Annotated in this window: 11 protein-coding genes; 3 read left to right on the top strand and 8 right to left on the bottom strand. The window is 68.8% G+C overall.

Annotated elements, in window-relative coordinates; genetic code table 11:
* Positions 1-41 precede the first annotated feature (41 nt).
* The 3 genes from HUA75_RS05870 to HUA75_RS05860 form a co-directional block, all read right to left on the bottom strand.
* On the bottom strand, positions 42-1,343 hold the full coding sequence (locus tag HUA75_RS05870) for a PQQ-dependent sugar dehydrogenase (RefSeq protein WP_141644201.1): 1,302 nt from the start codon (positions 1,341-1,343) through the stop codon (positions 42-44).
* Between the two features lie 147 nt (positions 1,344-1,490).
* A complete protein-coding gene (locus tag HUA75_RS05865; RefSeq protein WP_174485749.1) occupies positions 1,491-2,387 on the bottom strand; it encodes an NAD-dependent epimerase/dehydratase family protein in 897 nt (298 codons plus the stop codon).
* A gap of 118 nt (positions 2,388-2,505) precedes the next feature.
* Positions 2,506-3,360, bottom strand: a complete 855-nt coding sequence (locus tag HUA75_RS05860; RefSeq protein WP_141644199.1) for an ion transporter — start codon at positions 3,358-3,360, stop codon at positions 2,506-2,508.
* Positions 3,361-3,429: 69 nt separating this feature from the next.
* Between HUA75_RS05860 and HUA75_RS05855 the strand changes: the two genes are divergently transcribed.
* Positions 3,430-4,023, top strand: coding sequence for a hypothetical protein (locus HUA75_RS05855; protein WP_174485748.1), 594 nt, complete (start codon positions 3,430-3,432; stop codon positions 4,021-4,023).
* 12 nt (positions 4,024-4,035) lie between these two features.
* Here the strand turns inward: HUA75_RS05855 and HUA75_RS05850 are convergent, their stop codons facing one another.
* The 5 genes from HUA75_RS05850 to HUA75_RS05830 form a co-directional block, all read right to left on the bottom strand.
* Positions 4,036-4,683, bottom strand: coding sequence for a cysteine hydrolase family protein (locus tag HUA75_RS05850; RefSeq protein WP_371746062.1), 648 nt, complete (start codon positions 4,681-4,683; stop codon positions 4,036-4,038).
* Between the two features lie 91 nt (positions 4,684-4,774).
* Positions 4,775-5,629, bottom strand: a complete 855-nt coding sequence (locus HUA75_RS05845) for a serine protease (RefSeq protein ID WP_174485747.1) — start codon at positions 5,627-5,629, stop codon at positions 4,775-4,777.
* Between the two features lie 277 nt (positions 5,630-5,906).
* A complete protein-coding gene (locus tag HUA75_RS05840; protein ID WP_141644196.1) occupies positions 5,907-9,092 on the bottom strand; it encodes an efflux RND transporter permease subunit in 3,186 nt (1,061 codons plus the stop codon).
* Positions 9,089-10,279, bottom strand: a complete 1,191-nt coding sequence (locus HUA75_RS05835) for an efflux RND transporter periplasmic adaptor subunit (RefSeq protein WP_141644195.1) — start codon at positions 10,277-10,279, stop codon at positions 9,089-9,091. Before HUA75_RS05835 ends, HUA75_RS05840 begins: the two co-directional genes overlap by 4 nt.
* Positions 10,280-10,671: 392 nt before the next feature.
* Positions 10,672-12,048, bottom strand: coding sequence for a hypothetical protein (locus tag HUA75_RS05830; RefSeq protein ID WP_174485746.1), 1,377 nt, complete (start codon positions 12,046-12,048; stop codon positions 10,672-10,674).
* A 127-nt stretch (positions 12,049-12,175) separates the two neighbouring features.
* Between HUA75_RS05830 and HUA75_RS05825 the strand changes: the two genes are divergently transcribed.
* Together HUA75_RS05825 and HUA75_RS05820 are read left to right on the top strand one after the other, a co-directional pair.
* A complete protein-coding gene (locus HUA75_RS05825; RefSeq protein WP_141644193.1) occupies positions 12,176-12,670 on the top strand; it encodes a 6-carboxytetrahydropterin synthase in 495 nt (164 codons plus the stop codon).
* Entirely contained in the window at positions 12,667-13,377 is a 711-nt protein-coding gene (locus HUA75_RS05820) for an SDR family NAD(P)-dependent oxidoreductase (RefSeq protein ID WP_141644192.1), read from the top strand. The genes HUA75_RS05825 and HUA75_RS05820 overlap by 4 nt, the downstream gene beginning before the upstream one ends.
* Positions 13,378-13,379: the final 2 nt, after the last annotated feature.

Genomic DNA, 13,379 nt, shown 5'->3' with positions numbered 1-13,379 from the left:
AACCGCACCCTACGCGAGCGCATGGAGCCTCCGACAACCGCTCAGCGCGGCGTCAGCTTGAGCAGTCGCCCGTTGTCGTCGTCGGTGAGCAGATAGAGCGCGCCCTCGGGGCCCTGGACGACCTCGCGGATGCGTGAGTCCTGGTCCAGGAGCAACCGCTCCTCGCCCACCACGCGGTCGTCCTTGAGCACCAGCCGCACCAGCGCCTGACTCGACAGACCGCCGATGAAGAAGTTGCCCTTCCATTCGGGGAACAGATCTCCCGAGTAGATGGTCATCCCCGAGGGCGAAATCACCGGGTCCCAGTAGTACACGGGCTGCTCCATGCCCGGGCCTTGCGTGGACTTGTGGATGGGCGCACCCGAGTACTCCTCGCCATAGCCAATGGTGGGCCAGCCGTAGTCCTTGCCCTTCTCGATGAGGTTCAGCTCGTCGCCACCGCGCGGCCCCATCTCCACCTCCCAGAGCCGATGCTTGCTGTCGAGCGCCGCGGACAGGATGTTTCGGTGGCCCAGCGTCCAGATTTCAGGCCGCGCATCCTTGCGACCGACAAACGGGTTGTCCTGCGGAATGGAGCCGTCCGGGTTGATGCGGACAATCTTCCCGAAGTCGCTCTTCAGGTCGCGCGCCTGGACGCGGCCCTGGAGAATCGAGCGCTCACCCAACGTGACGAACAGCTTCCCATCCGGCGCGAAGACCAGACGCCCACCGGCATGCAGCGTCGACTCCAGCGTGGGCTCCATCCGGAAGATGACCTTCAGCCCCTCGACCTTGGGCTTCGCCCCATCCACCAGCTTCGCGCGCGCCACCGCGAGCCCGTTGCCGCCCTCGCGCGGCTCGTAATAGCTCCAGTAGATGAGGCCGCTGGTGGCGTAGTCCGGCCCCACCTCCACGTCGAGGAGCCCGCCCTGGTTGCGCCCATCCACGCGCGGCACACCCGCGACGGGCTGCGACTTCTCGCCCTTCGGCGTGACGATGAAGATCTTCCCGGTAGGCTTCTCCGTCACCAACATGCGCTGGTCCGGAAGGAAGGCGATGGCCCACGGCTTGTTGAAGCCCGAGGCCACCTCCGTGACTCGGAACGGCGTGCGCGTCTGGACGCCCGGCGCGCGCGTCTGGCCCGGGAAGGCCGGCTTGAACTCGGGCACGTTGGGCGGCGCCGTCTCGACGGGCGCACCGGTGGGATTCGGTCCCTGGCGGGGCTCGGACTGCTGGCTGCCCGCGGCACCACCGGGGGCCATGTTGCCACTGGGCTTCGTGGGTTTGGCGGGAGCCTGCCCGTGGGCGGCCCCCGCGAAGGACAGGAGGGTGGTGCAGGCCAGGGTCGTCAGCAGGGTACGCATGAAGTCACTCCGCGAGCTGGGATGGAAACGAAGCTCTGCCGGCGTGCAGCAAACCCGAAGTGCGCTGCGGGGTGGAAGAACGATGCGTCCAACACCCGGCAACGAGCAGAAGTGGACGTCTGGCCCCCGCCTGATGGGCACCGTCGCTCAGTCGACGGGCATCTCGTCGCGAATCCACGCCGTCACGGAGTCGTGTCGCGGCGCCCAGCCCAGCTCGCGCCGTGCCCGCTTCGCTCGCACCCGACTGTTGGAGCCGAACGAGTAGCGAGCGTGGCCCTCGCCCCACTCGCGCGAGGCCTCCTCCACCGTCCACGACCGCACCGGGCCCAGCTTCAACCGCGCCGCGATGGCGTCGCCAATCTCCGCGTAGGACGCCTCGCCATTCTCCACGAAGTAGAAGGCTCCCGCCGGCGCCCGCTCCAGGGCCAGCGCATAGAGCGTGGTGACATCGTCGAGGTGCACGTTCGACCAGCGGTTGATGCCCTTGCCGACGATTCGCACCACCCCGCTCTTGCGCGCCTGGGCGACGAGCGGCGGAATCTGCACGCTGTCGCGGCTCAGCCCCTTCCCCGTGCCGTAGATCATCGTGTTGCACAGGACGATGCCTCGCGCGCCCTCGGCGGCGAGGACACGGTTGTCGAGCGCATGCCGCGCCTGCTTCTCCGGCTCGACGAGGAACGGCGTCTCCTCGTCGAACACGTTGGGCGACAGGGCATTGCCCTTCACGTCATCACCAATGACGCTGGAGCCGCTGGTGTGGATCAGCGGCTTGCCGGAGCCTCGCACGCCGTCAATCAACGCCAGGATGGCCTGCTCATGGTCGCTGCTGGCGGCGTTGATGACACCGTCCGCGCGTCGGGCCTCGGCCATGAGCAGGGCCTTGTCGCCCAGGTCTCCACGCACCGGTTCGATTCCGAGCGCCGCCAGCTTCCGGGCCTTCGCGTCGTCGCGCACGAGCCCACGAATGACATGCCCCCGGGCTTTCAATTCCAACGCCAGGGAGCCGCCGATAAAGCCGGTGGCGCCAGTGATGAAGAGGTTCATCGCGAGGTCTCCAGGGAACAGGGCAGGCGCAACGTGCGCACCGCATGCTCGCGAATGAAGCCGCTCCCCGGCGGGGCTTTTCCGCCTCGCGGTGAACACTGAACACCCGCGGCCCACATCACCCGGCGGTTTTCGCGGACGTCCAGTCCAGCGCGGTCCCGCACGTCTTGCAGTAACGGGCGTCCAGGTCGTGCCCCTGCGCGCCACAGCCGGGACACGCCTGGGTGTCCGGACGCTGCTTCGTGGCGGCGGCCAGCTCCACGGAGACGATGCCCGTGGGCACCGCGAGGATGCCGTAGCCCATGATCATCAACACCGACGCGATGAACTGACCGGGCACCGTCTTGGGAGTGATGTCGCCGAAGCCCACCGTCGTCATCGTCACGATGGCCCAGTACATGGACCGGGGGATGCTGTCGAAGCCGTGCTGCTCCCCTTCCACCAGATACATGATGGCGCCCATGACCACGTCCACGGTCAACACGAAGCCGAGGAAGACGATGATCTTCCCCCGGCTCGCGCGCAGCGCGGTGAGCAGGACCTCCGCCTGCCCCAAGAGGTGCCCCAGCTTCAGCACCCGGAAGACCCGCAGCAGGCGCAGCACCCGGACCACGAGCAGCGTCTGCGCCCCCGGAAAGATGACGCTCAGGAAGGACGGCAGGATGGCCAGCAGGTCCACCAGCCCGAAGAAGCTGCGCGCGTAGTCGAGCGGTCGGCGCACGGCGATGAGCCGCAACACGTACTCGAGCGCGAAGATGATGGTGAAGAACCACTCCGCCACCTGCAGGGCGGACGCATACCGGACCCGGATGGAGGACACGCTCTCCAGCATCACCGCCGCGATGCTGAACACGATGGCCCACAGCAGGGCCACGTCGAACGCCTTTCCCGCCGGAGTGTCGGCCTCGAAGATGATGGTGTGGAGACGGGCGCGGAAACCACCCTGGGGGCTCTGCTCGGAGGACCTGGACACGGGGCGGCAGTCTAGGCGCAACGCGCGGCCGGACGCAGGAGCTTCGGCCTCCTGGTAGATTGAGACACCATGTCCATCACCCACGACACGCTCGTCGAGTACCTCCGGAACCAGCCCGGCCTCGAGGATGCCGTGAAGGAGCTGGACGACGTCCCCATGCAGGTCCCTACCCACTGGGAATGGATTGGCGGCATCCACGACGACGTCCTCGGAGCGACGACGTCCGTGAGCTATCGCGCCTGGACCCACTTCGCGCTGGGCTTCTATCCCTACAACGGCTGCGACCTCTATCGCGACACCCGGAGCAGCCGCGTCATGTTCTCCTACGTCGAACTCGGAGGGCACGGGGCGAGAAGGATCAGCTACCTGGTCACAAAACATTCCCCTTTCATCCACGAGCCTGTCGCGGCCCACCTCCAGGTGCCCCCGGAACTCCACGACGACCTCTTCGCCGCCCTGCGCGAGCTGGGAATGAGCGAACAGACGCTGCGAGCCCAGGCGGAGCGGTACAGGAACGTCTCGAACATCCTGGAGCCCCTGCCCGAGGACCGGCTCACGGGCGCGAGCATCCGCGGAGAGCGCGGACAGACGCAGCTCGACCTGACGTTGATGGGTCCTCGGGCGACGCTCCGTGCCCTGCGCCAGCGCTTCCACCGCGCCTGAGGAGCCCTTCGCCTACAAGCGTCCGGACCCCTTCGAGGGATGCGCGGGTCGACGGAAGCGCCCCTTGCGCTTCACCTCGTCGGCCCTGCACACGCGCACCCCAAGGAAGCGCTGGAGCTGGTCCAACGCCAGGTCGTGGTCCGTGTCGCTCTCCGCGCAACAACAGTCGCTCAGCACGGTGATGTCGTACTCGAGCATGTGCGCGTCGTGGGCGCTGAAGAAGACACACAGGTTCGTGGCGATGCCCGCCATCAGCAGCTTCTTCGTCCCCAGGTGCTCCAACAGGGGAACCAGCGACGTCGCGAAGAAGGCCGAGTGCTTGGGCTTGAGGACGAAGTAGTCCGTGGCATGTGGCCGCAAGGCCCGGGCGATGCCTCGGCCCCGGCTGCCCGCCCGGGTGCAATGCCGGTAGACGTCCCGGAAGTTGCTGCGCCAGTGGTTGAAGTTGTCGTTGACGTAGATGACCGGAACCCCCGCCTTGCGCATCCGCGCGGCGAAGGGTGCCAATCGCTCCACCATCCGCGACGCCCAGGGGAGCACATGCTCTCCCCCGGGAAAGTCCAGGTCGTTGATGACGTCGATGATGAGCAGCGCGGTGTCCGCGCCCCTCAAGGACTTCGAGCGCGTCCCCTTCCCCGACTTCAGGACCGGCTTCGCCACGTGGACCTCCCGGGACGTCAAGGTAGCCACGGCCCAGGCGACTGAGCAGTCCCCCAGGGACACGGGCGCGAACGCCGCGCGCCCGGGCGGACTACGGCCTCGCCGTGACGCTCAGGAGGCGAACCTGGGTATTGATCCACGGGATGTAGTTGGAGACCCGGGCATAGATGCCGGGCAGGCCGGGCCTCGCGCAGCCCACGCCAAAGCTCACGACGCCCTGAAGCACGGGTTTGCCCTGCGCTCCGAGAATGAAGAGCGGTCCCCCGCTGTCGCCCTGACAGGCGTCCTTGCCCCCCTGGCTGTACCCGGCCCCGAGCATCGCGTATGGGTCGATGTGGATACCCTGGGAACGGTAGGACGCCGCCACCTGCCGATGCGCGATGGTGGGGACCCCCACCTGCATCAGCACAGGGGACGTGTCATATCCGCCCTCGCGCGTGAGGCCCCACCCCGCCACCGTCGCCTCGACATTGTCCGGGACGGTCTCTCCCGCGAGCGGGAGCAGGATGGGCTGGACCGTGGCGGAGAACTTGAGAGGCTTCTCGAGCTTGACCACGGCGATGTCGTTCATCGTCGTGTCCGGGTCGTAGGCCGGATGGTAGACCGTCCTCACTCCTCGAACCGTCTGGGCACCCGCCCCGGGCCTCCCAAGGTCGTGCACGCCCGCAGAGACCGTCAATCCAGACGTGCCGTCGTAGACGCAGTGCGCGGCCGTGACGACGATGTCCGACTCATTCTTCGTCGCGCTGACCCGGATGATCGAGGCGCCACAGAAGTGGCTCCCGTTCTGCTGCATGCTGACGTTCCAGGGGTGGCTCCCCTGGCGTGCCTCCACCCCTCCGACAATCTCCTGGCCGATGCTCTCCACCGCATCGACACCCTGCACGTCCGGACCACCACAGCCCACCAGCCCCACCGCGACAACGACTCCCAGCACGAAGCGCATCGACCCCTCGGATTTCAAGTTCGAGACGCCTTGTGCAAGCCGAAGACCACGCGCGCGAAGGGACTGCGGCGAGGGAAGCCGCGCGAGGAGTCTGGACTGAAGTGAGCGGTTGACGTGTCAGGCCCCGCCCCGGGAGTGCACCTGACGCGTCACGCTGGCCCCCGCCGTGTCGCGATTGAGCGAGCCGCGCGTCTCCTCCCAAAAGCAAAGAGGGCCGCCCCGCGGTGGAGGCAGCCCTCTTCGACAACCTGGTGTCATCCGTCGGATGACGCGGCGCTCAGTGCCCTTCGGCGCCCGTCGCTCCCGCAGGAATCACGGGAGCCTCTCGCTCCGCCCCGCGCAGCGCGAACTTCCGGATGACGATGTAGAAGATGGGCGTCAGCACCAGCCCGAACAGCGTCACGCCGAGCATGCCCGCGAACACCGCCACGCCCATCGCCTGGCGCATCTCCGCGCCCGCGCCCGTGGCCAGCGCCAGCGGCACCACGCCCATGATGAAGGCGATGGAGGTCATCAGGATGGGCCGCAGCCGCAGCCGGCACGCCTCGAGCGCCGCCTGCACCACGCCCACGCCCTCGTCTTCCTGCGCCCGCGCGAACTCGACGATGAGGATGGCGTTCTTCGCCGCCAGGCCCACGAGCACCACGAGCCCGATCTGCGTGAAGATGTTGTTGTCCCCACCCACGAACCACACTCCGGCAATCGCGCTGAGCAACGCCAGCGGCACCGTGAGCAACACCGCCAGCGGCAGCGACCAGCTGTTGTACTGCGCCGCCAGGATGAGGAAGGCCAGCAGGATGGCGAGCGGGAAGACGAACAGGCCTTCCTTGCCGGCGAGCTTCTCCTGGTACGTCAGGTCGGTCCACTCGAAGCTCATGCCGGCCGGAAGCGTCTCGGCCGCCACGCGCTCCATCGCCGCCACCGCCTGTCCCGTGCTCACCCCGGGCGCCGCCGCGCCGTTGATATCCGCGGAGGGATATCCGTTGTAGCGCAGCACCTGGTCCGGACCAAACGAGGGCTTCACCGTCACCAGTGACGCCAGCGGCACCATGCCGCCCTGCGGGTTGCGAACCTGGAGTCGGCCGATGTCCTCCGGCTCCATGCGGTGCTTCGCGTCCGCCTGGACGTTCACCTGGTAGGTGCGCCCGAAGCGGTTGAAGTCATTCACATACAGCGAGCCCAGGTGAATCTGGAGCGTCTCGAACACCGAGCCCAGCGGCACGCCCTGCTGCTTCGCCTTCACCCGGTCCACGTCCGCCTGGAGCTGAGGCACGTTGATTTCAAAGCCCGACATCAGGCCCATCAACTGGGGCTCGGCCGAAGCTTTCTGCACCAGCGCCTGCGTGGCGGCGTAGAGCGCCTCCGGCCCCAGCCCCGCGCGGTCCTCCACCTGGAGCTTGAAGCCCGCCATGGAACCCATGCCCGGCACCGGGGGCGGAGGGAAGATGGCCGCGAAGCCCTCCTGGATGCCGCCCAGCTTCGCCTGGAGCCGGCCCGCGATGGCGTTCGCCGACAAGTCCTTCGTCTTGCGCTGCTCGAAGTCGTCGAGAACCGCGAAGACGACGGCCGAGTTGGGGGAGTTGACGAAGCCGTTGATGGTGATGCCGGAGAAGGCCACGACGCTCGCCACGCCCTTCTCCGCCAGCATCAGCGCCGACATCCGCTTCGCCACGTCGTCCGTCCGCTCCAGCGAGGACGCGGGAGGAAGCTGCGCCAGCCCCACCAGGTAGTACTTGTCCTGCATGGGCACGAAGCCCGCCGGCACCTTGGCGAAGCCCACCCACGTCAGGAGCAGCAGGCCTCCGTATACGACGAGCGCCAGCGCGCTGACGCGCACCACCCGCTTCACCAGCGACACGTAGCCAGCGGAGGCCTTGTCGAAGAAGCGGTTGAAGGGCCCGAAGAGCCAGCCGCCAAACGCCTTGTCCATGAAGCGCGTGAGGCCGTCCTTGGGTCCGTGGTGCCCGCGCAGCAGCACCCCGGCGAGCGCCGGGCTGAGCGTCAGCGAGTTGAAGGCCGAGAGGATGGTGGAGATGGCGATGGTCAGCGCGAACTGCCGATAGAACTGGCCCGTGAGTCCGCCGAGGAACGCCGTGGGGACGAACACCGCCGACAGCACGGAGGTAATCGCGATGATGGGGCCCGTCACTTCGGTCATCGCCCGACGGGCCGCCTCCTTGGGATTGACGCCCTGGGCGATGTGTCGCTCCACGTTCTCCACCACGACGATGGCGTCGTCGACGACGATGCCGATGGAGAGCACGAGTCCGAAGAGGGACAGCGTGTTGAGCGAGAAGCCCAACATGTGCATCACCGCCGCCGTGCCCACCAGCGACACGGGCACCGCCGCCAGCGGGATGATGGAGGCGCGCCACGTCTGGAGGAACAGCAACACCACCAGCACCACCAGCACCACCGCCTCCAGCAGCGTCGTCACCACGTTGCGGATGGACGTGCGCACGAAGAGCGTCGGGTCATACGCAATGCGGTACTCCATGCCCTTGGGGAACGCCTGGCTCAGCTCGTCCATCCGGGCGCGGATGCCCGCGGACACGTCCAGCGCGTTGGAGCCCGAGGCCTGGTTGATGCCGATGGCCACCGCCGACTTCCCATCCAACCGGGCGCGCACGGAATAGGAGTTGGCGCCCAGCTCCACCCGGGCCACGTCGCGCAGGTGCGTCACCTGTCCGCTCTCGCCCACCTTCACGACGATGTCGCGGAACTGCTCCTCGTCCGTGAGGCGTCCCTGGGTGGTGACGGTGAGCTGGAAGGCGGAGCGCTCATCCGGCTGCTGGCCGATGACACCCGCCGCCACCTGCACGTTCTGCTCACGGATTGCGCCCACCACGTCGCTCGCGGTGAGGCCGCGCGCGGCGAGCAACTGGGGGTCCAACCAGACGCGCATGCTGTACTCGCCCGCGCCCAGCACACTGACACCCCCCACGCCCGGGACGCGCTGGAGGACGTCGCGCACCTGGAGCACCGCGTAGTTGGAGAGATAGAGCGGCTCCAGCGACTCGTCCGGCGACACCAGGTGCACCACCATCAGCAGGTCCGGACTCGACTTCTCGGTGAGCACGCCCAGCCGCTGCACCTCCGCGGGCAGGCGGGGAATCGCGCGGGCCACCCGGTTCTGCACCTGCACCTGCGCGGTGTCCGGATTCACGCCCATGGCGAAGGTGATGGTGACGGCCACCCGGCCATCACTCGTCGCCTGCGAGGACATGTAGAGCATGCCCTCCACGCCGTTGATCTCCTGCTCCAACGGCGCGGCCACCGTCTCCGCGATGACGCCCGGGTCCGCGCCCGGATAGGCCGCGCGCACCACCACCGTGGGCGGTGACACGGCCGGGTACTCGCTCAACGGAAGCTGAATCAGGGACAGGCCACCGCCAATCAGCAGCAGCACGGACAACACGGCCGCGAAGATGGGCCGGTCCACGAAGAAATGCGCGAACTTCACGGCCGCGCCCCCTCGGCGTGCTCGGAGCCGGCCATGGCCACCATCGTCGGCGCCACCGCCATGCCCGGCCGCGCCATGCCCTTGAGCACCACGCGCTCACCCGCCGACAGGCCCTCGCGCACCACGCGCAGCCCGCCCTCGGTGGTCCCCAGCTCCACGCGCCGCTGCTCCAGCGTCTGGTCCGGACGGACGACGAGCACGTAGCGCCCCTTCTGGTCCGTCCCCACCGCCTGGTCCTGGATGAGGATGGTGGGCCGCGCCGTGCCCGTCTCCAACCGCACCCGGGCGAACAGGCCCGCCGTCAGCTTCCCATCCGGGTTGGGCAACACCGCGCGCGCTCGCGCCGTGCCCGTCACCGCCGCCACCTGATTGTCCAGGAAGTCCAACCGGGCCTCACGTGGGAAGCCCTCCTCACCCGTCAGCGCCACACGCACGGGCACCGCGTTGACGCGGCCGTCCTTGCCGCGCGCCCCCGAGGCCGTGCCCGCGAAGCGCAGGTACGTCGCCTCGTCCACGTCGAAGTAGACGTAGAACGGCTCCACCGAGACGATGGTGGTGAGCAACGTGGCGTTGGCGCTGCCGCCGCTGACCAGGTTGCCCGCCGTCACCAGCGCCCGCCCCACCCGACCACTCACGGGCGCACGCACGCGGGTGTCATGCAGGTCGATCTCCGCCGAGCGAGCCGCCGCCTTCGCGGACTCGACCCGGGCGCGGGCCTCCGCGCGCTCCGCCATCAACACATCGAAGTCGCCCCGGGAGATGGCCTGCTCGGCCACGAGCTTCTCACCGCGCTCGAACTTCTTCTCCGTCAACGTGCGCCGCTCCTCGGCCTGACGCAGGTCCGCCTGGGCCCGGGCGTTCGCCGCCTCGAAGGTGCGCGCGTCGAGCTGGAACAACACCTGTCCCGCGGTGACGAGGCCCCCCTCCTGGAAGCGCACCGCATCGATATAGCCACCGACGCGAGGCCGCAGCTCCACGCTCTGCACCGCCGCGAGGGTGCCGGTGAATTCGGCGCTGTCCGCCACCTGTCGGGTGACGACCTCCGCCGCGACGACAGGAGCCGCCGCCGGCTTCGCCGGGCCTGCTCCACCTTGCGCGTCCGAACCCTCGTCGCGCGCGAGGACAAGACCGCCCACCACCAGCGGGAGGGCCAGAGCCCCTCCCACCGCTGCACGTTTCCAATTCATGGCTGACTCCAACTTCCATTCAGGGGTCGGGACACACCGGTGGCGCTCGCACGCATGCGTGTGCACCTCCGGCGGCCCGTGAAAAACAGGACGAGGAACGACTGCGCGAACGTCGCCCGGTCGGTCGGTGTGGCACCGCCGGGAGACAGGGTGTGTGGGTGTCTGGGACGGGCGCGGGAGCGCGGCGCACCGAGCCTGGAGACAGGCTCGGCCCCCGCGTCAGGGCCCGTGAGGTGCTAGCGAGACATGGAGCGACAACAGCGCACCGGGGGACGGGACGCTCGAGGCTGGGCACGCCTCACCGCGGAGGTAATTTGCAACATTGCCTCTTACTAATTACCCCGAGGCCTGACGCGCAACGCAATTTGAAGCGTCCGCCCCGAGGTGGGGCGTCACTTGCCGGTGACGGAGCAGCCCGGGGATGGCCGCCAGTCGCGCAGCGCGGTGACGAGGTCGTCCTGTTGGGAGGTGACACCTTCGGGTGCGTCGCGCTTGTTGACGCTGGCCGGGCGCGTGAAGTCGAGCAGGTCCACGGGCGCGGGTCGTGACGGGCAGCCTTCCTTGAAGGACTTCTCGGCGTCGACGAGCAGGCGGTCCGCGTGGTCATCGGCCGGGTCGGCGGACTCGGGCCACGTCAGCTCGCCGGACAGGGGTTCGGCCTTCTCGGGGGGAAACCACGTCCACCGCAGCGTCGTCTGGCCGGTGTTGCCCCAGAAGCTGCCTCCACCCCCTCCTCCCCGCGTGGTGATTCCGGAGGGCCGCTCCCGCCATTCGATGGGGTAGCCCGCCGGCACCGTGCGTGTGAGCGGGCGAGCACGGTCGACGGTGATGGCCTCATCGGCGAGCAGGAGCACCCACGTCAGCTCCCGCAGCGAATCGACGGAGAGCGTGCCCACCCTCACTCGCGCGAGCCGGTTCGCGTTCGTGGTCTTCACATCCACCTGACCGATTCGCTTCGCGTCGTCGTACAACGCCAGGTCGCTGCAGCTCTGCGACACCCAGGCCGCCCCCGTCCCCAGGTGGTAGGCGCGCACCTCGTCACAGAAGCCGTGGTGCCCCCGGCGGCCTCTCAACACCAGCCATCCGTCCTTCGGCATCCGCATGCGCACCACGGGGAGCACCTTGTCGAACGACGTCCAGCCCCCCTCGCAGCCGCGCCATGCCGTGTAGCGCCAGCGCTGGGGCCGGGTGCGAGCATCCTCCTCGCACCCCTTGCGAGACTCCGCTTCCGCTTCGGCGACGGAGGACTCGTCCGGTCGGTCGAGCGCGCGGAGGAAGGCCGCGTCCACCCGGGTGTACGGGCCCTCCATCTCCTTCGCGCAGACGGTGTCCGACGCGGCGCACAGCAGCGAGGCGAGCCGGTGGTCCGGCTTCACGGAGTCCCGCGTCAGCGTCTCGCGCGCCTCGGGTGGCAGCACCACCGTGCGCGCGCCGGGCTTGCCCAGCTCCAGATAGGACTCCACCCAGGTCCGTCCACCCTGCTTCCACCAGGCCTTCAGGGCCAGCGGTGACACGTCCTCGGGCACCGGCTCGCGCTCCTCGCGGCTCATCGCGAAGCAGCGCGACGTGAGCAGCTCGCGCAGGGCTTTGGCGCCTGCCTTCCGGTCACCCCCGTCCGGAAGGGTTTCCAGTCGTGCATCCAGCGCCAGCAGGCGCTCGCGTGCGGCCGTCCACTCGGGCGAGGCTTCGGGACACGGGGCGAAGACCTTCTCGTCCGCCGGTGGCCGGGCGGACAGGAGCACACCCAGGGTGAGCAGGGGCAGGAGCATGGGCGCTCCAGAATCGCGCATTTCCCAGGGACGGGGCCAGGACGTCCCGCGGCGTGACACTTCCCGCCCGGAGGCTCGGCAGGCCCGTTGAGGTGGATGGGGCTTGGTGCTAACCCCATGGCCGCCCATGCCACGTACGACGACCCTGGAGCTCTACAAGGAAGAGATGAAGTTCTCGGCCGGGCACTTCACCATCTTCTCCGCGACGCACCGCGAGAACCTGCACGGCCACAACTTCACTGTCTACGTCGCGCTGACGGGCGAGGTCGCCGACAACGGGATGCTGTCCGACTACGGCCCCCTGAAGCAGACCATCATCGCCCGCTGCCGCACATGGAACGAGACGTTCTTCCTCCCGGAGCACTCCCCGCACCTGAAGCTCGAGCGGGACGCGAAGGGCAATGTCCTGGCGCGCTTCAACGGCGAGGAGCTGCGCTTCCTCGCGCGCGACATCACCGTGCTCCCGGTGGAGAACGTGACGCTCGAGGAGCTGGCGCGCGTCTTCGGTGAGGAGCTGGTGGGCGACGGCACCGCCCTGCGAAAGGACGGCGTCACCCGGCTGGTGGTGAAGTGCGCTTCCGGTCCGGGGCAGTCGTCCTCCTGGGAGTGGGTGGCTCCGTGACGAACGACTGGGCCATCGTCACGGGCGCCAGTCGGGGCATCGGGCAGGCCCTGGCCGCGCGTTTTCGCCAGGAGGGCTGGGGCGTGCTGAACCTGGCGCGCCAGCCGAGCCACGTGCCGGGCGTCGTGGACCTGAGCGTGGACCTGGGCTCCGGCGACTGGGAGCCCCGCGTGGAGGCCGCGCTGCGCGACGCCGTGGGACAGGCGAAGGGGCGCGTCAGCCTGGTGCACAACGCGGCCATCTATGACCACGACGACGCGCTGACGCTGACGGCGGCGCAGCTTCGCCGGGTGCTGGAGGTCAACGTCGTCGCGCCCGCCGTGCTCAACCGGCTGACGCGGCCCTACCTGGGCGACGGCTCCTCCATCCTCTACGTGGGCTCCACGCTCTCGGAGAAGGCCGTGCGGGGCAATGCCTCCTACGTGACGTCGAAGCACGCGCTCGTCGGGCTGATGCGCTCCACCTGCCAGGACCTGGCGGGCACGCGCATCCACACCGCCTGCGTGTGCCCGGGCTTCACCGACACGGAGATGCTGCGCGAGCACCTGGGCGACGACGCGGCTCGCACCGCCACCATCGCCGCCAAGTCGACCTTCGGGCGCCTCATCACCCCGGAGGAGATCGCCCACGTCCTCTACTTCTGCGCCACCACGCCCACGGTGAATGGCGCGGTGCTCCACGCCAACCTGGGCCAGGTGGAGACCTGAGG

It is taken from the genome of Myxococcus sp. CA040A, assembly GCF_013336725.1.
Lineage (GTDB): Bacteria > Myxococcota > Myxococcia > Myxococcales > Myxococcaceae > Myxococcus > Myxococcus llanfairpwllgwyngyllgogerychwyrndrobwllllantysiliogogogochensis.
This window is presented reverse-complemented; position numbering and strand designations above follow the sequence as displayed.

Bases quoted from the DNA above. Each gene is read 5' to 3' on its own strand.
- HUA75_RS05835 (WP_141644195.1), bottom strand. From the start codon at position 10,279: ATGAATTGGAAACGTGCAGCGGTGGGAGGGGCTCTGGCCCTCCCGCTG.
- HUA75_RS05870 (WP_141644201.1), bottom strand. From the start codon at position 1,343: ATGCGTACCCTGCTGACGACCCTGGCCTGCACCACCCTCCTGTCCTTC.
- HUA75_RS05845 (WP_174485747.1), bottom strand. From the start codon at position 5,629: ATGCGCTTCGTGCTGGGAGTCGTTGTCGCGGTGGGGCTGGTGGGCTGT.
- HUA75_RS05825 (WP_141644193.1), top strand. From the start codon at position 12,176: ATGCCACGTACGACGACCCTGGAGCTCTACAAGGAAGAGATGAAGTTC.
- HUA75_RS05865 (WP_174485749.1), bottom strand. From the start codon at position 2,387: ATGAACCTCTTCATCACTGGCGCCACCGGCTTTATCGGCGGCTCCCTG.
- HUA75_RS05855 (WP_174485748.1), top strand. From the start codon at position 3,430: ATGTCCATCACCCACGACACGCTCGTCGAGTACCTCCGGAACCAGCCC.
- HUA75_RS05830 (WP_174485746.1), bottom strand. From the start codon at position 12,048: ATGCTCCTGCCCCTGCTCACCCTGGGTGTGCTCCTGTCCGCCCGGCCA.